Origin of the sequence: Microbacterium foliorum, from assembly GCF_006385575.1 — a bacterium.
Lineage (GTDB): Bacteria > Actinomycetota > Actinomycetes > Actinomycetales > Microbacteriaceae > Microbacterium > Microbacterium foliorum_B.
In genome coordinates this window covers 2,363,932-2,387,458 of the sequence record NZ_CP041040.1, presented here as the reverse complement: position 1 = coordinate 2,387,458, position 23,527 = coordinate 2,363,932, and the positions used below count along the sequence as shown (strand labels likewise).

General features: G+C 67.7%; 25 protein-coding genes and 1 tRNA gene. 17 read left to right on the top strand and 9 right to left on the bottom strand.

Annotated features, from left to right (window positions below; all coding sequences use genetic code 11):
• Positions 1–65: 65 nt before the first annotated feature.
• Complete coding sequence (locus FIV50_RS11505; protein WP_258184234.1) at positions 66–1,052, bottom strand: hypothetical protein; 987 nt, start codon at positions 1,050–1,052, stop codon at positions 66–68.
• An 81-nt stretch (positions 1,053–1,133) separates the two neighbouring features.
• Entirely contained in the window at positions 1,134–1,826 is a 693-nt protein-coding gene (locus tag FIV50_RS11500) for a phosphocholine cytidylyltransferase family protein (protein ID WP_060927173.1), read from the bottom strand.
• 252 nt (positions 1,827–2,078) lie between these two features.
• Here FIV50_RS11500 and FIV50_RS17905 point away from each other — a divergent pair, with 252 nt between their 5' ends.
• The 3 genes from FIV50_RS17905 to FIV50_RS11485 are packed head-to-tail and all read left to right on the top strand — an operon-like array spanning position 2,079 to position 5,693.
• Positions 2,079–3,845 (top strand): ABC transporter ATP-binding protein, encoded by a 1,767-nt coding sequence (locus tag FIV50_RS17905; RefSeq protein ID WP_258184232.1) that lies wholly within the window; start codon positions 2,079–2,081, stop codon positions 3,843–3,845.
• Positions 3,821–5,386 carry a hypothetical protein gene (locus FIV50_RS11490; protein ID WP_140037546.1) on the top strand — a complete coding sequence of 522 codons (1,566 nt, stop codon included), beginning with the start codon at positions 3,821–3,823 and terminating at the stop codon, positions 5,384–5,386. Before FIV50_RS17905 ends, FIV50_RS11490 begins: the two co-directional genes overlap by 25 nt.
• Before the next feature lie 40 nt (positions 5,387–5,426).
• Positions 5,427–5,693, top strand: a complete 267-nt coding sequence (locus FIV50_RS11485; RefSeq protein WP_042536500.1) for a DUF3039 domain-containing protein — start codon at positions 5,427–5,429, stop codon at positions 5,691–5,693.
• A gap of 22 nt (positions 5,694–5,715) precedes the next feature.
• On the opposite strand, the gene FIV50_RS11480 is transcribed toward FIV50_RS11485, so the two are convergent.
• On the bottom strand, positions 5,716–7,041 hold the full coding sequence (locus tag FIV50_RS11480; protein ID WP_140037545.1) for a nicotinate phosphoribosyltransferase: 1,326 nt from the start codon (positions 7,039–7,041) through the stop codon (positions 5,716–5,718).
• Positions 7,042–7,115: 74 nt separating this feature from the next.
• Between FIV50_RS11480 and murI the strand changes: the two genes are divergently transcribed.
• From murI to FIV50_RS11455, 5 genes are all read left to right on the top strand, one after another.
• A complete protein-coding gene (murI, locus tag FIV50_RS11475) occupies positions 7,116–7,949 on the top strand; it encodes a glutamate racemase (protein WP_140037544.1) in 834 nt (277 codons plus the stop codon).
• A gap of 55 nt (positions 7,950–8,004) precedes the next feature.
• Positions 8,005–8,739, top strand: a complete 735-nt coding sequence (gene rph, locus FIV50_RS11470) for a ribonuclease PH (protein ID WP_140037543.1) — start codon at positions 8,005–8,007, stop codon at positions 8,737–8,739.
• Positions 8,739–9,332 (top strand): RdgB/HAM1 family non-canonical purine NTP pyrophosphatase, encoded by a 594-nt coding sequence (gene rdgB, locus FIV50_RS11465; protein ID WP_140037542.1) that lies wholly within the window; start codon positions 8,739–8,741, stop codon positions 9,330–9,332. Before rph ends, rdgB begins: the two co-directional genes overlap by 1 nt.
• A 62-nt stretch (positions 9,333–9,394) precedes the next feature.
• Positions 9,395–9,970: a dihydrofolate reductase family protein gene (locus tag FIV50_RS11460; protein WP_140037541.1), complete on the top strand. Its 576-nt coding sequence runs from the start codon at positions 9,395–9,397 to the stop codon at positions 9,968–9,970.
• Between the two features lie 82 nt (positions 9,971–10,052).
• Entirely contained in the window at positions 10,053–10,973 is a 921-nt protein-coding gene (locus FIV50_RS11455; RefSeq protein WP_140037540.1) for a cation diffusion facilitator family transporter, read from the top strand.
• A 4-nt stretch (positions 10,974–10,977) separates the two neighbouring features.
• Here the strand turns inward: FIV50_RS11455 and ligD are convergent, their stop codons facing one another.
• Entirely contained in the window at positions 10,978–12,966 is a 1,989-nt protein-coding gene (gene ligD, locus FIV50_RS11450) for a non-homologous end-joining DNA ligase (protein WP_140037539.1), read from the bottom strand.
• Between the two features lie 58 nt (positions 12,967–13,024).
• Here ligD and ku point away from each other — a divergent pair, with 58 nt between their 5' ends.
• Positions 13,025–13,885, top strand: coding sequence for a non-homologous end joining protein Ku (gene ku, locus FIV50_RS11445; RefSeq protein ID WP_140037538.1), 861 nt, complete (start codon positions 13,025–13,027; stop codon positions 13,883–13,885).
• A 32-nt stretch (positions 13,886–13,917) separates the two neighbouring features.
• Here the strand turns inward: ku and FIV50_RS11440 are convergent, their stop codons facing one another.
• Both FIV50_RS11440 and FIV50_RS11435 read right to left on the bottom strand, forming a co-directional pair.
• On the bottom strand, positions 13,918–14,688 hold the full coding sequence (locus FIV50_RS11440; RefSeq protein ID WP_140037537.1) for a DedA family protein: 771 nt from the start codon (positions 14,686–14,688) through the stop codon (positions 13,918–13,920).
• Between the two features lie 66 nt (positions 14,689–14,754).
• Positions 14,755–14,836: transfer RNA gene (locus tag FIV50_RS11435), tRNA-Leu, on the bottom strand.
• Positions 14,837–14,953: 117 nt separating this feature from the next.
• Here FIV50_RS11435 and FIV50_RS11430 point away from each other — a divergent pair.
• From FIV50_RS11430 to FIV50_RS11400, 7 genes are read left to right on the top strand one after another with little or no spacing between them, the layout of a single operon-like run.
• Positions 14,954–16,150 carry a CpaF family protein gene (locus tag FIV50_RS11430; RefSeq protein ID WP_140037536.1) on the top strand — a complete coding sequence of 399 codons (1,197 nt, stop codon included), beginning with the start codon at positions 14,954–14,956 and terminating at the stop codon, positions 16,148–16,150.
• Positions 16,147–17,004, top strand: a complete 858-nt coding sequence (locus FIV50_RS11425; protein WP_140037535.1) for a type II secretion system F family protein — start codon at positions 16,147–16,149, stop codon at positions 17,002–17,004. The genes FIV50_RS11430 and FIV50_RS11425 overlap by 4 nt, the downstream gene beginning before the upstream one ends.
• Positions 17,001–17,939: a type II secretion system F family protein gene (locus tag FIV50_RS11420; RefSeq protein WP_140037534.1), complete on the top strand. Its 939-nt coding sequence runs from the start codon at positions 17,001–17,003 to the stop codon at positions 17,937–17,939. Before FIV50_RS11425 ends, FIV50_RS11420 begins: the two co-directional genes overlap by 4 nt.
• Before the next feature lie 43 nt (positions 17,940–17,982).
• Entirely contained in the window at positions 17,983–18,171 is a 189-nt protein-coding gene (locus FIV50_RS11415; RefSeq protein ID WP_140037533.1) for a hypothetical protein, read from the top strand.
• Positions 18,172–18,184: 13 nt separating this feature from the next.
• Positions 18,185–18,595, top strand: a complete 411-nt coding sequence (locus FIV50_RS11410; protein WP_140037532.1) for a TadE/TadG family type IV pilus assembly protein — start codon at positions 18,185–18,187, stop codon at positions 18,593–18,595.
• Positions 18,588–19,019, top strand: a complete 432-nt coding sequence (locus tag FIV50_RS11405; protein ID WP_258184229.1) for a TadE family protein — start codon at positions 18,588–18,590, stop codon at positions 19,017–19,019. Before FIV50_RS11410 ends, FIV50_RS11405 begins: the two co-directional genes overlap by 8 nt.
• Before the next feature lie 23 nt (positions 19,020–19,042).
• Positions 19,043–19,426 carry a hypothetical protein gene (locus FIV50_RS11400; protein ID WP_258184228.1) on the top strand — a complete coding sequence of 128 codons (384 nt, stop codon included), beginning with the start codon at positions 19,043–19,045 and terminating at the stop codon, positions 19,424–19,426.
• Positions 19,427–19,450: 24 nt separating this feature from the next.
• Here the strand turns inward: FIV50_RS11400 and FIV50_RS11395 are convergent, their stop codons facing one another.
• On the bottom strand, positions 19,451–20,005 hold the full coding sequence (locus FIV50_RS11395) for an NUDIX hydrolase (protein ID WP_140037529.1): 555 nt from the start codon (positions 20,003–20,005) through the stop codon (positions 19,451–19,453).
• Complete coding sequence (locus FIV50_RS11390) at positions 20,002–21,234, bottom strand: MFS transporter (RefSeq protein ID WP_140038750.1); 1,233 nt, start codon at positions 21,232–21,234, stop codon at positions 20,002–20,004. The genes FIV50_RS11395 and FIV50_RS11390 overlap by 4 nt, the downstream gene beginning before the upstream one ends.
• A 108-nt stretch (positions 21,235–21,342) precedes the next feature.
• Here FIV50_RS11390 and prfB point away from each other — a divergent pair, with 108 nt between their 5' ends.
• Positions 21,343–22,452, top strand: coding sequence for a peptide chain release factor 2 (prfB, locus tag FIV50_RS11385; RefSeq protein WP_140037528.1), 1,110 nt, complete (start codon positions 21,343–21,345; stop codon positions 22,450–22,452).
• Positions 22,453–22,467: 15 nt separating this feature from the next.
• Here prfB and FIV50_RS17900 read toward each other — a convergent pair whose 3' ends face one another.
• Entirely contained in the window at positions 22,468–23,514 is a 1,047-nt protein-coding gene (locus tag FIV50_RS17900; RefSeq protein ID WP_140038749.1) for a DUF2510 domain-containing protein, read from the bottom strand.
• Positions 23,515–23,527: the final 13 nt, after the last annotated feature.

Sequence of the window (23,527 nt, the reverse complement as noted above, 5' to 3'; positions counted from 1 at the left end):
GGGTCGCCGGATCCTTTGGCGGCTGTCGTGCAGTCAGCGATGGCGGCTGCGGGTGTCGGACGGCGTCAGTCCTTGGCGACGTCCGAGGCGCCGGATCCGAGTTCGCCCGGAAGATCGTGCGTTCCCGACGGTCCGATCTCATCGAGGCCGCTCCTGCGGCCCCGCCCTACGGATGCGATCTTCCGCCCCGCCCAGCCGACGCCGCGTGCTGCCGACCCGGCCGCGCCCGCCACGGCGCCCCCGACGAACTGCGCACCGTGCAGCATCCGCAGTTCGAGCTTCTCTGCCCCGTCGATCGGCTCGAGCTCGAGAGGCAGGTCCATGGGAGGTGCGCCGAAGGCGTGATGCGACGTGGTCAGCACGCGGCGCCCGAGGATGTGGTTTCCCGCGCCGCCGACCGCGGCGCCCACGCCGAAGGGCAGCGCCTTGCCGATGAAGGAGGCTCCGCCCTTCGCGGCGAACTGCTTGATGAACATGCTCTTGAGTCGGTCGACGAGGGGCCCCACGGCTGCCCGGGGAAGAGATTTCGTGACCATCTCACCCCAGTACGACGATCGTGTGCCTCCGCGACCCGTCGCCTGCCCCGCCAACTGTCCGACGAGCGCCACACCCTCTTTGCCGAGCATCAGGGTCATGACGAGCGCCCTGGCCCTGTCGGGGTTGGAGACGGCGATCCCATGGACCTCGGCGACGGACTGCGCGAAGAGTGCGGTCGATTCGACGAACCCCACGGTCTCCACGCCCGAGAGGGCGAGGGTGATGCCTGTGCCGATGCCGGGAACGACGGCGGTCGCGCCGACGGCTGCGCCGCCGGTCGTGACAGCCGCGAGATAGCGACGCTCGAGGATGCGGATGATCTGCTCAGGTGACGCGTGGGGGTTCCTCAGGCGGATGCTGCGGATATGCGCCAGGACGAGAGGGCGCTGGATGGCGAGGACGCGATCGAGGCCTCGGACCATCAACGGGTGCTCCGTCGAGCCCACCGGCGGCACCCCCCTGTCCCACGCGGCATCGTCGGGGAGGGAGTGGATCTTGTGCACCTTGGGGGCCATGGAACGATCCTAGGAACCCGGGCCGCGAAAACGCCGAAAGCCCGGCTCCCCTTGACGGAGCCGGGCTTTCGTGAAAGACGATCAGACGAACAGGTTCGCCCGCTCGAGGTCCTCGGCGAAGTCGACCTCGACCGCGTACAGGTCGGAGACGTCCATCGGCTCGAGCAGCAGGCCGTCTTCGGCGATCGCGAGCTCGAGGCCTCGCTCGAAGTAGTCCTGGTCCTCGACGCGCTGCAGCTGGCGCATGAACGCCTTCTTGTTGGCGGACGAGATGTAGTTGATGCCGACGGCCTCGCCGAGACCGCCCTTGACGGTCTTGGAGAGCTCGTTGATGAAGCCCTCGGCCGTGACCGTGTACTTGACCTCTTCGTCGCTGACCTTGGAGGTGTTGACGGTGACGAACGACTGGTCGCGTTCGATGTACGCGGCCGCCCGACCGAGGATCATCGGGTCGAAGACGACGTCGCCGTTCATCCAGAGCACGCCTGACTTGCCCGTGGCGCCGAGGGCGCGCAGCAGGCTCTTCGAGGTGTTGGTCTCGTCGTAGCGCTCGTTGTGCACGTAGTTGACGTTCGGGAACGCCTCGATGATGGTCTCTGCGCGGTATCCGACGACGGCGGTGATCCGGGCGTCCGATCCGAATGCGGCGCGGATGTTGTCGTGCTGCTGGCGCATGATCGTGCGGCCGTCGCTCAGCTCCGTGAGCGGCTTCGGCAGCGCGCGGCCCAGGCGAGAGCCCATTCCTGCTGCGAGGATGACGGTCTGAAGAGTCACGAGTGCTCCTAAATGAAGTATGTGTTCATGGTCGGTACACCGACCGGACACTTCGTCGTGCCGAGATTCATGCTAGCGATCAAGCCTGGGAAGCCCCGGGGGTTGACGTCGCTGTTGCCAATTCGTGATCCAGTACACACCCAACACTCAGATTCGCCCGTATTCGGGCGAAGAGAAGTCGTTGAGAAGATCCTATGGGCGATTTGTTGCGGCGACCCGAAGAAAGTCGGAACCCGTTGATACCGTAGGACGGTGACTGCTTCTTCCTCCGACGACCGCACCGATCAGGTGGCTGACGCCGCGCCCGCCGCCCCGAAGAAGACCCCCGCTCGCAAGACGACCGTCAAGAAGACGACCGGCACCCGTACGCCGTCCAAGGCTGCGGCCGAGAAGGCGGCAGCGACCGTCGAGGTGGTCGCCGAGCCGGCTCTGAAGATCGATCGGAGCCCTGAGAGCGCCGGTCCCCGAACTGCAGCACCGAAGAAGACGACGACCGCCGCGGCGCGCGCAGCCGCAGCGAAGAACTCGACGCGCGACACGACGGCGCGTGCGGCTGCGGCGAAGACCGCTTCGGCGCGATCCGCGGCGACCAAGACGGCGGCGGCCAAGGCTGCTGCGGCAAAGGCGGCGGCTGCAAAGACCACTGCCGCTGCGGGGTCGGAATCGACCGCATCGGCAGCGAAGGCCGCTTCGGCGAAGACCGCAGCAGCCAAGGCTGCTGCGGAGAAGAGTGCCGCGGCGAAGTCCGCGGCGCGCACGTCGGCCGCGAGGGCAGCGGCTGCGAAGGCTGCTGCGGCGAAGACGGCCGCGGCCAAGGCCGCTGCAGCGAAGGCTGCCGCAGCCGAGGCCGAGGAAGCCGAAGCTGCGGAGGTCGGGGGCGTCGCTGTCGACCCCGTGGCAGCTGATGCGAACACCATGGAAGCCGATGCACGCGAGTCCGACGTCTCAGGGTCGAACACGACAGAGGCGACTGTCGAAGAGCCGGTCGAGGTCGCAGTCGAGACGCGCGTCGAGCCCGAGCCGCAGCCGCTGACGACCGAGTCATCGGCATCCTCGGATGTGCTCGCCGTCGACGGTGAAGACGAAGCGCCCACCCTCGAGTCGGCACCGCTCGAAGACACCACGACGGAAGCCGCGATGGTCACCGAGTCCACTGAAGAGCCGTCCGTCGACGAGAACGCGACATCCGGGGTCGTCGATGCCGTGTCCGATTCTGACGAGACAGACGAGGCCATCGGCGAAGTCGGAGCGGCATCCGGATCCGAAGCCATCCGCATCCGCGGGCTCGTGAAGAGCTTCGGCGACCACACCGCGGTCAACGGCATCGATCTCACGATTCCCGCGGGGTCGTTCTACGGCATCGTCGGTCCCAACGGGGCCGGCAAGACGACGACCCTCTCGATCGTCGCGGGCCTTCTGCGTGCCGACGCGGGCGACATCGCGATCTGCGGCGTCGATCAGTCGGCGAAGCCGCTCGCCGCGAAGCGCATGATGGGCGTGCTGCCCGATCGCCTCCGCACGTTCGACCGGCTCACGGGGCGGCAGCTCCTCTATTACTACGGGCTCCTGCGGGGGCTCGCATCGGCGGTGATCGAGAAGCGCGTCGCCGACCTCGCACGAGCCTTCGACCTAGGGGAGGCGCTGAACCGCGTCGTCTCCGACTACTCGGCCGGTATGACCAAGAAGATCATGCTCGCGGGCGCGATGATCCACTCGCCGCGGGTCCTGGTGCTCGATGAGCCGTTCGAGGCCGTCGATCCGGTGTCCTCCGCGGTGATCCTCGACATCCTGCGCGCCTATGTCTCGCACGGAGGAACCGTGGTTCTGTCGAGTCACGGCATGGATCTCGTCGAGCGCGTCTGCTCGCGGGTCGCGATCATCGTCGGGGGAGAGGTTCTCGCCGAAGGGACGATCGACGAGGTGCGCGCAGGGCAGACGCTCGAAGCGCGGTTCGTCGAGCTCTCCGGTGGTATCGGCGAGGTGGAGGGGCTCGAGTGGCTGCACACGTTCTCCGACTGAGGGCGGCGCTCCTGATCGGATCGCTTCGCGACGAACGTCGGGTGCGCACCCTGGTCATGCTCGCTGTCGTGGTGATCCTGACGGCAGTGGTCTGCGCTGCGGTCCTCAGTCTCGACGACGCCCCCGTCGCTGTCGCACGCACGGTCATCGTGCTCGGCAGTGCCGCTCTGCTCTTGGGGTTCCTGGTGGGCCCGATCCTCGTGGGGGCCGTCGACCAGCTCGATCCCCGGCGATTCGCCGTGTTCGGCGTCGACGAGCGTCAGATGCCCTGGATCCTCGCGCTCGCCTCATTCATCAGCGTTCCGAGTCTCGCTCTCGTCGCGGTGAACATCAGCGTGTGCATCGTGGCCATCAGGCTCGGCGCACCCTGGTTCATCGCAGTGCTGGTGACCTTCGTCAGCCTGCTGTCGACGATCCTCTCGGCGCGCATCGGCATGGCGGTGAACGCGCTGCTGCTGCCCGAGCGTCGGTCGCGCGAGCTCACCGCACTCTTCGCACTGGCCGTGATCGTGATCGCGTTCCCCGTCGCCGTGTTCCTCGCCTCACTCAAGTGGGACGGACAGGTTCCTGCGGCCGTCGCGTCGCTCACAGCGACGATCGGCTTCACTCCCTTCGCCGCGTCGTCGCGGTTCCTCTTCTCGTTCGCGACGGACGACGTCACCGGAAACTGGATCAGCGGCATCGTGGCGCTCATCACAGCAGTGGCTCTCTGGGCTCTGTGGTCATGGCTCGTGCGCAGACTGCTCACCACCACAGAGCGGCCCGTGACCTCGCGGGAACGCTCTGGCCTCGGCTGGTTCGGTCTGCTCCCGTCCAACGCCTTCGGTGCGATCGCCTCGCGAAGCCTGGTCTACTGGCTGCGCGACCGCAGGTACATCATGAACCTCATCGTCGTCCCCGTCGCCGGCGCGCTCACCGTGCTGCCGCTCCTGGTGGCCGGCGTTCCGCTCGAGATCGCTGCGCTCGTTCCGGTCCCGGTGATGGCTCTGTTCTTCGGGTGGCTCCCGCACAACGATGTCGCCTACGATTCCACGGCGCTCTGGACGCATGTGGCCAGCGGCGTCCGCGGCATCCCCGATCGTCTGGGACGACTCGTCCCGGTCATTCTCGTGGCCGTTCCGGTGCTCGCCATAGCCGTTCCCCTCACTCTGCTGTGGATCGACGACTGGCGTCTGCTTCTTCCGCTCACGGGCCTCGGAGCCAGCCTGCTGCTGTCAGCGCTCGGGTTCTCGAGCATCGTCTCGGTGATCGCTCCCTACGCGGTGTCGCGCCCCGGCGACAGCCCGTTCCAGCAGCCGCAGCGGCCGACGTCACGCGGCGCATACGGCCCAGCCGCGGCCTTCCTCGGCGCGATCGTCGTGAGCGTGCCGACCATCTGGCTGCTCGTGCTCACGATGCTCGAGGGGTCGCAGTTCGCCCCCGCGACGTTCTGGGCCGGACTCGCGACCGGCGTCGCGGTCTTCGCGATCGGTGTCGGTGTGGGGGGACGGATCTTCGAGCATGAGGGCGAGCGGCTCATGGAGTTCGTCGAGACCGCGTGACAGCCGCCCTAGCGAGCCCTTCCGCGGCTAGACTCTCGGCATGAGTACTCCGCTGGACAGCCCCGATCAGGGCGGCGTGGCAACGCTTGATCGCGAACTGGAAGAACTCCTCCGCGAGGAGAACCTCGAGCCGGGCGATCACGAGCGCTTCTCCCATTACGTCAAAAAGGACAAGATCCTCGAGTCGGCGATCACCGGCAAGCCGGTGCGTGCGCTGTGCGGCAAGAAGTGGACGCCGGGTCGCGACCCGGAGAAGTTCCCCATCTGCCCCACGTGCAAGGAGATCTACGAGACGATGGTCGGCTGAGCCCTCTCGAGCTCAGCGACACTCAGTTCGCGTCGACGAAGACGGTGGGGATCGCCGGGTCCGATTTGCTGAGCGCGAGCGCTCGCACAGGGAGCTCCTCACGCACCCGAAGGTGATGCGCACGCGCGGAGGCGGTGCCCTCGGGGCCCTCGAACGCGGTGTCGATCTCGCCACCCTCGACGAACGTCGTCTGCAACGCGCGCCCGTCCGCGTGCTCCGCCGGAGTGTCGAGCTCTTCGAAGCCATCTGAGACCACGACGGTCTCGGCCTCGGCGACGCCGTCGACGAGGGTGCGGAAGGCGGCCTTGCGCCCGCCGTGCGACGCCTTGTCGGACGAGGCCTTCGCGACGCCGATCCATGCTCCGCTCGGGTCCTGACGAGCCACGAGCTTGTAGACCATGCTCGCCGTGGGGTATCCGGAGCCTGTGACCACCGAGGTGCCGACGCCGTACGCGTCGACCGGTGACGCCGCCAGAGCGGCGATCGCGTACTCGTCGAGATCGCTGGTGACCGTGATGCGAGTGCCTGTCGCACCGAGCTCGTCGAGCTGTGCCCGCACCTCCGCGGCGACGATCGGCAGGTCGCCGGAATCGATCCGCACTCCGCCCAGGCCCGTGCCGGTGACGCGGATCGCCGTCTCGACGCCGGTGCGGATGTCGTAGGTGTCGACGAGCAGGGTCGTGTCGGTCCCGAGGCTGTCGATCTGCGACCGGAAGGCCTCCTCCTCGGTCTCGTGCAGGAGGGTCCACGAGTGCGCGGCGGTGCCCATCGTCGGGATGCCCCACCGGCGTCCGGCCTCGAGGTTGCTCGTAGCGCGGAAGCCCGCGATGTAGGCGGCGCGTGCGGCGGCGACGGCGGACTGCTCGGCGGCGCGACGGGAACCCATCTCAGCCAGCGGGCGCTCGCCCGCCGCGATGCTCATGCGAGACGCGGCGGTGGCGACGGCCGAGTCGTGGTTGAGGACGCTGAGAGCCAGCGTCTCGAGCACGACGGCGTCGGCGAAGCTGCCCTCGACCGTGAGGATCGGGGATCCGGGGAAGTACAGCTCGCCCTCACGGTAGCCCCGGATCGATCCGGTGAAGCGGTAGTTCTCGAGATAGGTGAGCGACTCGGCATCCACGACGTGGTTGTCGCGGAGGAACCGCAGCTCGTCCTCTCCGAAACGGAACTCGCGCAGCAGCGTGAGCAGACGTCCGGTGCCGGCCACGACGCCGAAGCGGCGCCCCCCGGACAGTCGCCGGGAGAACAGTTCGAACACACTCGGTCGCGATGCCGTGCCGTCGCGAAGCGCGGCGGCGAGCATGGTGAGTTCGTAACGATCGGTCAGAAGCGCCGTGGACGTCGTCATCCGCTCAGCTTAGTGACGACACCCGCACGGGTTGCTGAGCATGACGCGGTCGCGCGCAGGTAGGCTGGGTAGTCATGAACGACGCCCCGATCGGAATCTTCGACTCCGGTGTCGGCGGACTCACGGTGGCTCGTGCCATCCGAGCCCAGCTGCCCCGGGAATCGTTCGTCTACATCGGCGACACGGCCCATTCCCCGTACGGCCCGAAGCCCATCGCGGACGTGCGGCGCTACAGTCTCGAGGTCCTCGACACGCTGGTCGATCAGGGTGTCAAAATGCTCGTGATCGCCTGCAACACCGCATCTGCAGCCATGCTTCGCGACGCGCGGGAGCGGTATGACATCCCTGTCGTCGAGGTGATCGGTCCGGCAGTGCGCCGAGCCGTCTCGACCACCCGCAACGGACGTGTGGGAGTCATCGGCACAGTCGGGACGATCGGCTCACGTGCCTATCAGGACATGCTCGAGGTGAATGAGCGCCTCGAAGTGTTCACCGCCGCGTGCCCTCGTTTCGTGGAGTTCGTCGAGGGCGGCATCACCGGCACTCCGGAGGTGCTCGCCACCGCCGAGGAGTACCTTGCCCCGCTGCGCGACGCCGGCGTCGACACCCTGGTGCTCGGGTGCACGCACTACCCGTTCCTCCGCGGTGCGATCAGCTACGTGATGGGGGAGGGCGTCACGCTCGTCTCCAGCGACGACGAGACCGCGGGCGATGTGTACCGTCAGCTCGTGCGCGGCGACCTGCTCGCATCCTCCGACGCCACGGCGTCGTATGTCTACGAGGCGACCGGTGATTCCACGACCGAGTTCACCGCCCTCGCCAACCGTCTGATGGGCCGGGAGGTGCGCGACGTCCAGCTCGTGCAGACCGGCGTCATCACGCTCCCCGCTACGGCCCCCGGCTCGTAGCTCTCCCGCAGCACCCGCAGCACCCGCTTCATCCACCTCCACCCGAAGGAACCCCATGACCAGCATCGTCCGCGCCGACGGCCGTTCCACCGACCAGCTCCGCGAGATCACGATCGAGCGCGGATGGAGCAGCCACGCTGAGGGATCGGCACTGATCAGCTTCGGCGGCACGAAGGTGCTGTGCACCGCGTCGTTCACGAACGGCGTGCCTCGCTGGCTCACCGGCAAGGGCAGGGGGTGGGTCACGGCCGAGTACTCGATGCTTCCTCGCGCGACCAACAGCCGCAACGACCGCGAGAGCGTCAAGGGCCGCATCGGCGGACGCACGCACGAGATCTCCCGTCTGATCGGACGCGCGCTTCGCGCCGTGGTCGACACCAAGGCGCTCGGCGAGAACACGATCGTCATCGACTGCGACGTGCTGCAGGCAGACGGAGGGACGCGCACCGCCGCGATCACCGGAGCGTACGTCGCGCTGGCGGACGCCATCGAGTGGGGCCGTGAGAAGAAGTTCATCGGCAAGAACGCGACGCCGCTGCTCGATTCTGTGGCCGCGATCTCTGTCGGCATCATCGACGGCGAGCCCATGCTCGATCTGGCATACGTCGAGGACGTCCGCGCCGAGACCGACATGAACATCGTCGTCACCGGTCGTGGACTCTTCGTCGAGGTGCAGGGAACCGCAGAGGGGGCGCCTTTCGACAAGCGCGAGCTCGACGCCCTGCTCGATCTGGGCGTCGCCGGGTGCGCCGACCTGAAGGACCACCAGCTGAAGGCGCTCGCCGGCTGATGAAGGTCGTCCTCGCCACGCACAACGCGCACAAGGTCGCGGAGTTCCAGCAGATCGTCGCGGCGACGCGTCCGGATCTCGAGATCATCGCGTACGACGGCCCGGAGCCGGTCGAAGACGGCGTCACGTTCGCGGAGAACGCCCTCATCAAGGCGCGCGCTGCCGCGCACCACACGGGGCTCGTCGCTCTCGCCGACGACTCGGGCATCTGCGTCGACGTGCTGGGCGGGTCGCCAGGAGTGTTCTCGGCCTATTGGGCGGGGCAGAAGAAGGATGCCACGGCCAACCTCGAGCTGCTGCTCGACCAGCTGCATGACATCGCAGATCCGCACCGCGCCGCGCACTTCAACTCGACGATCGCGATGGTCTTTCCGGATGGTCGCGAGCACGTGGTCGTCGGGAACTGGCCCGGTCGTCTGGCGCGGGAGGCGTCCGGCGGCGGTGGATTCGGGTACGACCCGATCTTCATCCCCGACGGCCAGCCTGACGGGCGCGAGCGCACGGTCGGCGCTTTCTCTGACGTGGAGAAGCAGGCCCAGTCGCATCGAGCGCGTGCGTTCGCCGAACTGGTGCCGCTGCTCGCAGGACTCTGACTCGCTTTCACCATAACCACTACGCTTGACGTACTGCATGCGTAGTGGTTATCGTGGTCGGCATGCGAGATCTCACCTACTACATCGGAGTCACTCTCGACGGGTTCATCGCCGGCCCTGATGACGAGGTCGACTTCTATCCCGTGACTCCGGCCTTCGCCGAGACGCTCGGCACCGAGCTCGCCGACCTCCAGCCGGCACGCGTTCGCGCGGCGCGCGGAGGCGCGGACGACCCGCTGACCCGGTTCGACACGGTCGTGATGGGCCGACGCACGTTCGAGCCTGCGCTGGAGGTCGGCATCACCGACCCGTACTCGCACCTGCGCACGGTCGTGTTCAGTCGCTCGCTCGAAGACCCGGGTGAAGCCAACGTCGAGGTCGTGAGCACCGATCCCGTCGCGCGGGTGCGGGAGCTCAAGGCGGAGGATGGGCTGGGCATCTACCTCGCGGGCGGAGCCTCGCTCGCGGGCGTGCTGCTCGACGAGATCGATCGCCTGATCGTCAAGAAGTACCCGGTGATCGCCGGGTCCGGCATCCCGATGGCGAGGCATGAGTTCTCGCCGACGCAGTTCGCCCTCGACCAGGTGCGGTCGTTCGACAACGGCTGCGTCATACTCGAGTACTCCCGCTCCCGCTGAGCATGGACTACTGAGAATCATCACCATTCCCGACTAAGCCCATCGCCGCCGACGCGCGTGATCGCCGGTCTAGCCTGGAGGCATGCACGATCACGCACCCGCCGCCGGCGGCATCCGCTCGGCCAGCCATCGTCGGCTTCTGGCGATCTCGCTGACCCTGACCGCGACCATCATGGTCGTGCAGGTGGTGGGTGCGATCCTCACCGGGTCTCTCGCGCTGCTGGCGGATGCGGCCCACATGTTCACCGATGCGTCGGCTCTCGTGATCGCCCTCATCGCCGCGGCGGTCGCCGCGCGCCCGGCCGATGACCGGCGCACATTCGGGTACCAGAGGGCCGAGGTGTTCGGAGCCCTGATCAACGCGATCATCCTGATCGTGCTCGCGGGTTGGGTCGCGTTCGAGGCCGTCGGACGACTGCTGAATCCGGGCGAGACCGAGGTCGTGGGCGGGCTGATGCTCATCGTCGCCGTCGTGGGCCTCGTCGCCAATGCGATCTCGATGTGGTTGCTCAGCCGCGCGCAGCGCACCAGCATCAACGTGCGAGGTGCGTATCTCGAGGTGATGGGCGACCTGATCGGCTCGGCGATGGTCATCATCGCCGCGATCATCATCGTGACCACCGGATGGATGCCGGCCGATGCGATTGCATCGATGATGATCGCCGTGCTGATCATCCCGCGGGCGATCTCGCTGCTGCGCGAGGTGTTCTCGGTGCTCTCGGAGTCAGCGCCCGCTGGAACCGCGGTCAGCGACATCCGTCAGCACCTGCTCGACTACGACGGCGTGGTGGGGGTGCACGACGTGCACGTATGGCAGCTCACCCGTGGAGCCCCCGTCTTCAGCGCACACGTCAGCGTGGAACCGGCTCTCCTGGCCGACGGACGCTCGACCAGGCTGCTGAACGATCTCCAGTCGTGCCTCGCGCACCACTTCGACGTCGAGCATTCGACCTTCCAGATCGAGCCGGCCGAGCAGTCGGACTGCGAGCCGCATCACGCGTGAGTCGTCAGGCTTCGACGACGACCTCTGCGGGCGTCTTGTCGGGGCGCAGGCCGCGCCAGCGCGAGTGTCGCAGCACTCCGTCGGGAGTCCAGTTCGCGAACTCGACTTCGCCGACGAGCTCCGGCTCGACCCACAGCGCGTCTGAGGCATCGAGCGCGGGGACGCCGTCGAGAGGCGCCGCGTCGACCCGCAGCGGGGCGAGGCGCGCGAGCAGGTCGCGCAGCATCCGGTCTGTGAAGCCCGTGCCCACGCGGCCGACGTACCTCAGCCGGCCGCCGTCGGGCACCGCGAGCAGCAGTGAGCCGAACGTCCCCTCGCGGTCGCCCTTGCCAGGGCGGATGCCGACGATCACGACCTCCTGCATCCGGGTGTGCTTGATCTTGAGCCAGGAGGGTGAGCGCTGACCAGGGCGATAGCGCGACGACGGATCCTTCACCACGACACCCTCGAGGCCGAACTCGTCGCTCGCAGCCAGCGCCGCATCGAGGTCGTCGAACACGGGCGGCACCTGCACAGGCGCATCGAGGTCGGAGATGACCTCCTCGAGCAGGGTGCGTCGCTGCGTGAGCGGCATCGAGCTGAGGTCGTGGCCGTCGAGGCGCAGCAGATCGAAGGCCATGTAGACGATCGGAGTGCGCACGACCTCGCGTTCGATCTCGCGCGGCCGAGTCAGGTGCATGCGGTTCTGCAGCATCGAGAAGCTCGGTCTGCCGTGTGCATCGAATGCCACGATCTCGCCGTCGATGATCGCGTCGGTCACAGGGAGGAACGGCGCTCCGTCAGCTGTCAGCTCGGGGTAGCGGGCAGTGATGTCGGTGCCGCTGCGGGCGTGGATCAGCATCCGTCCGTCGCCCCAGGTGCCGATCGCGCGAATGCCGTCCCACTTGACCTCGACCCACGAGGGCGAACTGAGGCTGCGCGCGATGGCAGGGGTGCCGTTCTCGGCGAGCATGGGGGAGACGGATGCCGGGGTGACTGGTGCGGATGCACTCGGGGCCGCGGCGATTCGAGGGCGGTGGCGCGAGGCGGCCGATCGGGTGACGGTCGCTTCTGCGGGTGTCTGCTCCGACTTCGTCTCGACAGAGTGGGGGCGCTCGTGGGGGTGATCGCTGCGCAGAGGTGCAAGCGGATCCAGCCCCGATTCCGCGCGCTCGAGCACGGTCGCGAAATCGAGCTGCGCCAGGTCAGGATCGTCGAGTTCCTCCCAGGTGCGGGGCGCAGCAACCCACGGCTGCGCACGGCCGCGCATCGAGTACGGCGAGATCGTGGTCTTCTTGCCGTTGTTCTGGCTCCAGTCGAGGAAGACCTTGCCTCCGCGTGCGGCCTTGGCCATGATGCTGGTGGCGAGGTCGGGGTGCTCCGCCTCGATGAGCCGTGCGATCTCCTTCACGACCAGCGAGATCTCGTCACTCGTCTGCTGCTCTGGCAGGGCGGCGTACAGGTGGATGCCCTTGCTGCCGCTGGTCACGGGCACGGGGTCGAGCCCCATGTCGGTGAGCAGACCGCGTGCGATGCGTGCGACCTCGGCGCACTGCGCGAGCTCGACGCCGGGTCCTGGGTCGAGGTCGAGCACGAGGCGGTCTGGTCTGCCTGGCAGACCATCCGCGGTGAAGCGCCACTGCGGCACGTGGAGCTCGATCGCTGCGACCTGGGCGAGCCAGACCAGGGTCGGCACGTCGTCGACGAGCGGATAGTCCTTGGGCCCGTCGGAGTGCTCGATCGCATGGCGGGGGATCCAGCTCGGAGCGCCCGGTTCGAGCTGCTTCGTGAAGAACGCGTCGGCGGGAGCATCCGCGGTTCCGACCCCCTCGACCCAGCGCTTGCGGGTGACCGGACGCCCGGCGAGCAGCGGCAGGATGTGGGGCGCGATCGCCGTGTAGTAGGCGATGATCTCGCCCTTGGTGGTGCCGGTCTCGGGGTAGACGACCTTGTCGAGGTTCGTGATGCGCAGTCGACGACCGTCGATCTGCACGTTCTGAGCCTCTGCGACCATGACGCCAGCGTAGTCAAGGTACTGGCCCCCACCGGCGCGGCTGGTGTTCACTGGGGGCATGAGAACGATCTGGAAGGGCGCGCTGACCTTCGGCCTCGTGAACGTGCCGGTCAAGGTGTACTCCGCGACCGAAGACCACGATGTGCCGCTGCATCAGGTGCACGAGAAGGACGGCGGGCGCATCCGCTATCAGCGCACGTGCGAGGTGTGCGGCGAGACCGTGGCCTATGCCGATATCGATCGCGCGTACGTCGACGAGGGGCAGACAGTCGTTCTCACCAAGGACGATCTGGCGGCGCTGCCGGCCGAGAAGAGCCGTGAGATCGATGTCGTCGAGTTCGTGCCCTCCGACCAGGTCGACCTGCTGACGCTCGACAAGCCCTACTACCTCGAGCCCGACTCGAAGTCCCCGAAGGCCTACGTGCTGCTGCGCAGGACGCTCGAGCAGACCGATCGCACGGCGATCGTGCGGTTCACGCTGCGTCAGAAGACCCGCCTCGCCGCCCTCAGAGTGCGTGGCAAGGTGCTCGTGCTGCAGACGCTGCTGTGGGCCGACGAGGTGCGCGAGGCCGAGTTCCCGGCACTGGACGAGGACGTGCGGATCTCGAAGAAGGAGCTCGAGCTCTCAGCATCCCTCGTCGACAGCTACTCGGCCGACTTCGACCCCGAGTCGTTCGTCGACGAGTACCAGAAGGAGCTGCGCACGCTGATCGACGCGAAGATCGAGGCGGGCGACACGTTCGATGTCTCGGACACGTTCGCCGAGGCCGAGGGCGATGGCGACGCCAAGAGCGGCGAGGTCATCGACCTGATGGAGGCGCTGCGCGCCAGCGTCGCGCGCACGAAGGCCGCGCGATCGGAGTCGTCCGAGGCGAAGGCGAGCACCAAGAAGAGCCCGGGCAAGAAGAAGGCGGGCTGAGTCCTCAGCCCGCCTGTCTCACTCGTTCGAGATCAGTGCTTGCCGTCGCCGTCGAAGTCGGGAGCGCGGTCGAAGACCTCGGGGTCGAGGGCGAGCGCTTCGGCCTCGGCGGCGTCGGTCTCTCCCTCGCCTGCCGCGGCCTCCTTCTTGGCCTTGTGGCGCTCCGAGAAGTAGTGCCAGACGGTGATCAGCGCGGTGCCGCCGACGGCTGCGAGCAGGATCAGGTCGATGTAGCTCTCGACGAAGTGCGCGACCGGCGGGATGAACCCGATCGCGTAGCCGAACATCGTGAGGCCGAAGCCCCAGAGGATCGCACCGATCAGGTTGTACAGCGTGTAGCGCCGCCACGGCATGTGGCCCACACCGGCGGCGACCGGCGCGAACGTGCGCACGATCGGCACGAAGCGGGCGAGGATGACGGTGATGCCGCCGAAGCGCTCGAAGAACGCGTTGGTCCGCTCGACGTTCTTCTTGCTGAACAGGCCCGATTCCTTGCGTTCGAAGACCGCAGGACCACCCTTGTGCCCGATCAGATAGCCGACTTCACCACCGACGAAGGCGGCGAGACCGATGAGCAGCGCGACGATCCACACGTTGATGCCGAAGACGCCGTGCTCGGAGCCGGCGATCGGGTGCGACAGCAGACCGGAGATCACCAGCAGCGTGTCGCCCGGCAGCAGGAATCCGACAAGCAGGCCCGTCTCGGCGAAGACGATGAAGCACACCACGAGAAGCGCCCAGGGGCCGGCCGAACCGATGATGGTGGCGGGGTCGAGCCAGGGGATGAGAGCGGCGTGATGCATGGATTTCCCGTCGTCGTGCGCTGTGCGGCGGTCAAGTCGTCGGTCGCGGGGGATGCGACAGATCGGTGCGGAAGGTGGGACTTGAACCCACACGCCCTAGGGCACAGGAACCTAAATCCTGCGTGTCTGCCAATTTCACCACTCCCGCGCGGTGAAATCAGTCTACTGATCGGGGGATCGTGCGTTGCTGAGGATCCGCCCGCAGCCCGAACTCGGCTGTGGATAACTCCGACGGGCGGTGCTCGATCCTTGCGAGGATGCTCGGGTGATCCAGCCTTCCGTCCTCGTCGCAGAGCGCGTCCGGCAGCGACTCCGCGCTGAGGGCACGGATCCGACCTTCGACTCCGCGGCCGCGCGCACGGTCACGCTGGCGGAGGTGCGCAGGTTCAACGATCTGGCGCTCGCACGGGGTGCGGCGATGATCGACGACGAAGCCGCATGCGTGCGCGACGTGCTCGCAGCGGTGAGCGGCTTCGGGGCTTTGCAGCCGCTTCTCGACGACCCGGAGATCGAGGAGATCTGGCTCAACGGTCCCGAGAGCATCCACATCGCGCGCGGCGGAGTCGCAGAGCGCATCGAGTTGCGTCTCACGGAGTCGGCCCTGCGCGATCTCGTCGAACGGATGCTGCAGTCGACCGGCCGCCGTGTCGACATCAGTCAGCCGTTCGTGGATGCGTCTCTTCCCGACGGGTCTCGCCTGCATGTCGCCATCGCGGATGTCGTCCGGGGCGCCTGGTCGGTCAACATCCGCAAGTTCCTGCCCCGTTTTCGCACCCTCGATGCGCTGGTCGAGCACGGCGCCCTGACCGCACAGCTCGGCGATCTGCTGCGCGAGGCGATGCGCGCGGGCAAGAGTGTCGTGGTGTCGGGCGCCACCCATGCGGGCAAGACCACGTTCCTCGGGGCGCTGCTCGCCTCGTGCGCCGACCGTCAACGGATCATCACCGTCGAGGAGACCTTCGAGCTCGCTGTGCAGGGTCCCGATGCCGTCTCCTTGCAGGGGCGTCAGGCGAGCCTCGAAGGAACCGGCGAGATCACGCTGCGCAGGCTCGTGAAAGAGGCGTTGCGGATGCGGCCCGATCGCCTGGTGGTGGGTGAGGTCAGAGATGCGGAGGCGCTTGACCTCGTGCTCGCGCTGAACACCGGTGTGCCGGGCGCTGCGACCGTGCACGCGAACTCCGCTGCCGAGGCGCTCGACAAGCTCACGCTGCTCCCGCTGCTCGCCGGACGGAACATAGACAGAGCATTCATCGTGCCTGTGCTCGCGAGAGCGGTCGATCTCGTCGTGCACTGCGTGCGCGGCGATGACGGAGTCAGACGGGTGCACGAGGTCATCGCGCCGACCGGCGAGGTGATCGAGGGGCGGATCGTCGCGCGAGAGGTCTACATCCGCGGCGCCGCCGTCGCAGGCGGTGCGGTGTGGCGACGCGGCGAGCCGCAACCTGCGGGAGGCACACGATGACGGTGTTGCTCGGAGCGATGCTCGCCGCCGGCGTGCTGCTGTGCGCGTCGCCCTGGCTGTGGCCTCCGCGTCCGGAGGAGGAGAAAGTCAGACGCCGCGGGCGTCTGGCTCGGTTGCTCGAAGAAGGCGGCCTCGCCTCCGTCAGCGCGCGCACACTTCTGCTGGTGATCGCGACGGTGGCGCTCGCCGCAGCCTCCGTCGTCTGGCTCCTCACTGCGATTCCGATTCTCGCCGGGCTGGCAGGTGCGGCCGCAGGCGTGGCGCCGATCGTCTTCGTGCGATCGCGACGCACGCGGCTGCGCAAGCTGCGGCGACAGCTCTGGCCCGACGTGTGCGACCTCCTGATCGCATCGATCCGCGTGGGGCTGTCGCTGCCGGATGCCGTCGCGAGCCTGGCTGAGTCATCGCCCGGGATGATCCGGCCCGCCTTCGTCCTGTTCGCCAGAGACCTGCGCGCCACGGGTCGGTTCGAGACGAGTCTCGACCGGCTGAAGTCCTCGCTGGCCGATCCCATCGCCGACCGCATCATCGAGACGCTGCGCATGGCAAGACAGGTCGGCGGTACCGAACTCTCCGGCGTTCTGCGCGCGCTGTCGTCGTCGGTTCGTGCGGATGCCGTGTTGCGCGGCGAGGTCGAAGCCCGACAGTCGTGGATCCGTGGCGCCGCAGTGCTCGGGGCGGTCGCGCCCTGGGTGATCCTCGGTCTGCTCGTTCTGCGCCCCGAGGGCGCTGCCGCCTACGGCACCGCAGAGGGGATGTTGGTGATCTGCCTCGGCGCTGGCGTGTCGGTGATCGCATACCGCATCATGATCCGCATCGGTCGTCTGCCCGAGCCGGGAAGGTGGTTCGGGTGAACCCGGTCTCCGCGGTCGCGGTCGCGATTCTCGGCGGCGTCGCGGTCGGATCCGGACTTCTCTGCATCCTCGCCGCGATGCCGCACTGGTCAGCATCGCCGCTGACACTGCGTGTCGCACCGTACGTGCGAGACGTGGTGCCCGATGGCGACCTGCCCGACGGAGCACTCCCACGCGTCGGAGTGCTGTCGGCAGGTGACCGGACAGTGTGGCGCCGATCGCTGGCGATCTTCGAGCGCCTGCTCGGTGGTGGTGAAGCCCTTCGCCACAGGATCGAGCAGGCCGGGCTCCCGCTGGAGCATGGCGCCTTCCGCGGGCGTCAGCTCGGGTGGGTGCTTGCAGGCATCGTGACCGGTGCGATCGCTGTCATCGTGCTCGCGCTCGCGGGGCGCATGAGTCCGCCGGTCGCGCTGCTGCCCGGCATCCTGGGCGCGGCTGCGGGGTTCGGATACGACATGCAGCTGACGGCACGTGTCTCAGCTCGTCGGGCTCGACTGACCGACGAGCTGCCGACGACCCTCGAGTTCCTCGCTCTGTGCCTGTCAGCAGGGGAGGGGTTCCTCGACTCCCTGCGTCGGGTGGCCGCAGTCGGATCCGGGGAGCTCGCCGGCGAGCTCCGCCGTGTGGTTCTCGCTGTCGGCACGGGATCACCGCTCGCCGATGCCCTCGCCGAGATGGCCGCTCGACTGCAGCTTCCCGGGCTCTCACGTGCGATCGACCAGGTGATCGCCGCGCTCGAGCACGGTGCCCCGCTCTCCGCAGTCCTACATGCTCAGGCCGGCGACGCACGTGAGGACGCCAAGCGGGTCCTCATCGAACAGGCCGGACGCAAGGAGATCCTGATGCTCCTCCCGCTCGTGTTCCTCATCCTCCCGCTCTCCGTTCTCTTCGCCATCTACCCGGGCCTCTTCATTCTGCGACTCGGCATCGGCTGAGTGATCACGAAAGGACGACATGAAAACTTCTCGACTCCAGAGGATGCGCTTCGCGGACCGCCGCTCTCAGGATCTCCTCCAGGACCTCGTCGACGACGAAACCGGAGACGTACCCGGATGGGTGCTCGTCACACTGATGACGGCGGGTCTCGTGGTGCTGATCTGGGCGGTGGCAGGCCCGGCGCTCAGCGCGCTGTTCGAACAGGCCATCCAGCGTGTGTCGGGGCTCTGACGGGGGTCACCCGATGTCCGTCAGATCGACACGGCCCTTCGTCGCGGACGAGGGCGGATCGAGCCCGGTCGAGTTCGTGCTCGTGGGGACTCTGCTCACTCTCCTCACCCTCGGCGTGATGCAACTCGCGCTCGCCGTCTACGTCCGCAACGTCGTGCACGACGCGGCAGTCGACGGCGCCTATCACGCCGCTCTGGCGGACACCTCGACAGATCAGGGAGCCGAGCGCGCACGGGAGATCATCACCCGAGCGATCGGTGAGGCGTACGCCGAAGATGTGACGGTGGTTCGCTCGACGGCGCTCGCTCAGCCGACGATCGAAGTTCGCATTCGCACCACACTTCCGGTGATCGGGCTTCTCGGTGTGCCGTTCGCGTTGGAGGTGCAGGCGCATGCACCCGAGGAGTCGTTCGACGATGGATGACGACGGCTCGGCGGCCCTCGAGTTCATCGCCGTCGGCGTCATTCTGCTCGTACCGCTCGTGTACTTGATCACCGCGCTGGGCGCTGTCCAGGAGCAGACGCTGGGCGTCGAGGCCGCCGCACGTCACACGGCGAGAGCGATCGCCCTGGCCCCGGATGCTGCCGCGGCAGCCGTGCGGAGCGAGCGAGTGCTTGCGAGCATCTCCGATCAGTACGGCATCGACGCGGAATCGACCGAGGTGTCTGTGACCTGCGTGCCCGCCGAGGTGGCATGCCCATCGGCCGGCGCGACCATGACCGTCACGGTCGCGACGTCGGTGTCCCTGCCCCTCATCCCCTCGGTCTTCGGATGGGACGAGGCCGCTTCCATCGGGGTCGAGGGGTCCGCCGTGCAGAAGATGTCTCGTCTGTGGGGCGGAGGGTGAGGCGGGCAGGCGACGACGGAAGCGTGCTGCTCCTGACTCTCGGCTACGCGATGCTCGCCCTCGCCCTCATCCTCGTGAGCGTCTGCGCGACAGACCTCTACATCTCTCAGAAGAGACTCGATGCGATCGCCGACGCGGCAGCGCTCGCCGGAGCGGACGGTTTCACGCTGGCAGTCGACGGCGACACTGCTCGCGCCGATCTCACCGATCAGGGCGTCAGAGATCAGGCCGAGGGGCTGCTCGCAGCACTTCCGGCAGCGGTGACTCTGGAATCGGCGTCGAGCCCCGACGGCCATTCGTCACGGGTGACCGTCGCGATCATATGGAGTCCGCCGCTCATGTCCCTGTTCGTTCCCGACGGGGTGCGGCTGGAAGCGACAGGGACGAGTCGCACGGCGCTGCGCTGACTGCCGTTCGCGAGCTCGTCGACGTCAGCCGACCAGACGATCCCGCAGCCTGCGCACCCGCCCCTGGAAACCGTCCGGCACATGCTCAGGCAGTGCGTCGATCGGCCACCAACGAACGTCCTCCGACTCCTCGCTCACGACGAGCGCGAGATCGTCGTCGACGACGACAGCCACCCCGATGTCGAGGTGCGAAGTGCAGCGGCCGAAGGCGGAAGACAGCCCGTGATGATCGAGGTCGTAGACGAGGGGCTCGAGGAGAGCGGGCAGGTCGACGCCGGTCTCCTCGCGCAGTTCGCGCAGAGCGGCCTCCGCGATCGATGCGTCTTCAGGTTCGAGATGCCCGCCGGGCTGCACCCAGAACCGTCCTTTGGCGTGGAAGACCAGCAGCGTGCGAGTGAGCGAAGGGTCGAACACCAGTGCGGAGGCCGTGGCGTGGTCCGGCCCATCATCGCGAGATACCGGCCCATGATCATCGCGGAAGAAGGTCGCGAAGTCCGCGACAGCATCCCGCTCCTGATCCGTCGACGACGCGGCTCCGATGACCAGGCGACGCACGTCGGCACCGAGGGCGGTGATCATGAGCCCTCCTCTTCGGCACGGGGGACGAAGCGAGGGATCCACCGGATGAAGCCACCCGCACCGACGAGGCCGATAACTCCCATGGCCGCTGCCGCGATCGGCAGTGAGGCGATCGCCACGATCGCCGAGACCAGCAGGGGAGCGACGGCTCCTCCCGCATCCGTCAGCGTGCGCCACGAACCGAGGAACGCAGCAGGCTCGCTCTTCGGGGCGACATCGGCGCCCAGCGTCAGCAGGATGCCGCTCGAGAGGCCGTTGCCGACCCCGAGCACTGCGGCGAACATGCCGAACCACAGCACTGCCGCATCCAGGTCATGCGTGAAGGAGAGCGCGAGGAACCCCGCTCCCATCAACACCATCGCCGGCATCGCCGCCCAGAGGCGTCCGAACCGGTCCATCACCTGGCCGCTCGCGTAGAACAGTGCGAAGTCGATCGCACCTGAGATGCCGACGACCAGCGCGATCGTCGAGGCGTCCAGGCCGAGCGAGAGACCCCACAGCGGCAGCACCACCTGCCGGGCCGACCGCACGGCCGACAGGGATGCGGCGGCGAGCCCCAGTCGCCCGAGCACGCTGCGCTGTTGCCACATGGTCCGGAAGATGCCCGTGCGCGCGGCGGTGGGAATCGAACCGGTCACGGGCTCGCCCGAATCATCCGCAAGCGCGGCGGTCCGCACGGAGGTGGTCGGCGCGATCGTCTTCTCCGGATCCGGGCCGAGAAGCACGAGCAGCACCATGACGACGAGGCAGCCCAGGAAGAACCAGATCGCCGCCGACTCCGAACCGAACAGCTGCAGCAGACCGGCGGCGACGAAGGGCCCGATGAAGATGCCGAGCCGGAAGCTTCCGCCCAGCAGCGAGAGGGCCCGCGCGCGGAAGGCGATCGGGACCCTCGTCGTCATGAATGCATGGCGGGCGAGCCCGAAGGCGGCGGCGCAGAAGCCCAGGAGGAACACGGATGCCGCGAGCACCCCGAGCGTGGGGGCGAAGACCATGCCCACGCCCGCACCGATCGCGATCACGCCGGCGATCACCATCGTGAAGCGTTCGCCGATGCGGCCGACGGCCCAGCCCGCAGGGAGGTTTCCGCAGAGCTGTCCGACCACGAGCGCGGATGCCACGAGAGCGGCGAACGCGATATCGGCGCCCATTCGCGCGGCGATCACGGGGATCAGCGGGATGACGGCGCCTTCGCCGAGCGAGAAGAGCACGGTCGGGAGATACACCATCGGTCCGAATCGCCTCAGGACCGTGGATGCGTTGCTCACTCGTTTCACGCTACTCCGGTTCGAACGCCGTTCCCGCCCGTGCAGGCGGCACGTTAGGCTGGACGAGACATGCTCGAACTCGATCTCTCCGCCGACATCCAAGCCCTGCGACTCACCTACGGTGACATCCGCGAGGTCATCGATGTCGAGACCCTCCGCTCCGACATCGCGCGCCTCAGCGAGGAAGCCGGCGTGCCGGACCTCTGGGACGACCCCGAACGCGCACAGAAGGTGACCAGCGCGCTGAGCCACCGGCAGTCCGCGCTCGCCAGGGTCGAGGGCATCGGCCGTCGACTCGACGACCTCGAGGTTCTGGTCGGCCTCGCGAACGAGATGGGCGACGAGGAGTCGGCTGTCGAGGCTCGCGTCGAGCTGAACGCGCTCACCGAGATCATCAACCAGCTCGAGGTCCAGACGCTCATGGACGGCGAGTACGACGAGCGTTCAGCCATCATCACCATCCGCTCGGGTGCCGGCGGCGACGACGCCACCGACTTCGCTGAGATGCTCATGCGCATGTATCTGCGCTGGGCCGAGCGCCACAAGTACCCCGTCAAGGTGCTCGACACCTCGTACGCCGAGGGCGCCGGCATCAAGTCGGCCACGTTCGAGATCGATGCGCCCTACGCGTTCGGCACTGTGTCGGTCGAGGCCGGAACGCATCGTCTCGCGCGCATCAGCCCGTTCGGCTCTGCCGACAAGCGCCAGACGTCGTTCGCCGCGGTCGAGGTCATTCCTCTGATGGAGGAGGCGACCGAGGTCGAGATCCCCGAGAGCGACATCCGCGTCGATGTCTTCCGCTCGTCGGGCCCCGGTGGACAGTCGGTCAACACGACTGACTCCGCCGTGCGGCTGACCCACCTCCCGACCGGCATCGTCGTGTCGATGCAGAACGAGAAGTCGCAGATCCAGAACCGCGCGGCGGCCATGCGCGTGCTGCAGACCCGGCTCCTGCTCCTCCAGAAGGAGGAGGAGGCCGCGAAGAAGAAGGAACTCGCCGGCAACATCACGGCGAGCTGGGGCGATCAGATGCGCTCGTACTTCCTCTACGGTCAGCAGCTCGTGAAGGATCTCCGCACCGGACACGAGTCGGGCAACCCCGCCGCCGTCTTCGATGGCGATCTCGACGGGTTCATCTCGGCCGGCATCCGCTGGCGCAAGCGCAAAGACGAGGACTGAGCGTACTTTCGGCTCTCAGCGGGCAGCGCCTTCGAGCGTGCCGGTGACCTCGTCGTAGCTGATCACGATGCACTGAATGGCTCGATCGTGCAGGCGATTCCACGACGCCTCGGTCGGGACGAACCAGTAGTTGTCGAACTCCGAATCGGCGTAGGGTATGCCGACGAACTCCTCGAAAGCGGCATCACACCCGTCGGTCGCCAGAGTCTGCAACCCGTCGTCCCCGGGGTAGTCGCCCTCTGGCGCCTCGAAGATGAAGTAGACCTCGTCGGTGTGCGGCTGGTCGCAGGGGACGACCGGCAGCTCGTAGACCTCCTCCTCCCACTCGACCAGGGGAAGGCAGTGCCCGACCGCCAGCTCGTTGACGGGAACGTTCTCGGCGCCCTCCACAACCGGTGACTCCTCGCCGCTCGCGCCGGCATCGCCTGGCACTGAGTCCTGAGACGGCTGCGGGCTCGCACTGGGTGTCGTGGCGATCGACGACTGGCTCGTGGCGCCGAGCGACAGGAACAGCACGGCGACCGCGATGATGCTCCCCAGCACAGCGACCACCAGGCCCACGGCGCCCGGCCACTTCGCACCGCGGAGGAAGAGGGAGATCAGCGAGAGCACGAGGCCGACCCCGAGCAGTACCCAACCTGCCGCCGCGATCGGCGGTATGCAGGAGAGCACCACTCCGAGCCCGGCCACGCCGAGTCCGATGATGCCGAGAACAGGCACCTTCTTCGTCGGCGGAACGGGTGCGTATGACTCGTACTGCGCCGGCGGGAAGAAGGCCGCAGAAGTACCGGGCGTCGACGTGTAGCCGACCTGTGATGCGTTCGCGGTGGGGCCGAGATTCGGGCCGGTCGGATTCGACGAGTGCCAGGCGTAGGGCGGTTCGAAGACCGGTTCACCGGCGACGGCGGCGACAGGCTTCTCCGGGGGCTGCTGCCCGGCCGCGTCAGACGGCATCCCCGTCGAGGATGCCTCGGTGGCGACGGTGTGCTGCGTCCAAGCCACACCGTCCCACCAGCGCTGACGGCCGGAACCATCGTCGTACCAACCAGCCGGGATCGTCATGATCGCCGTTCCG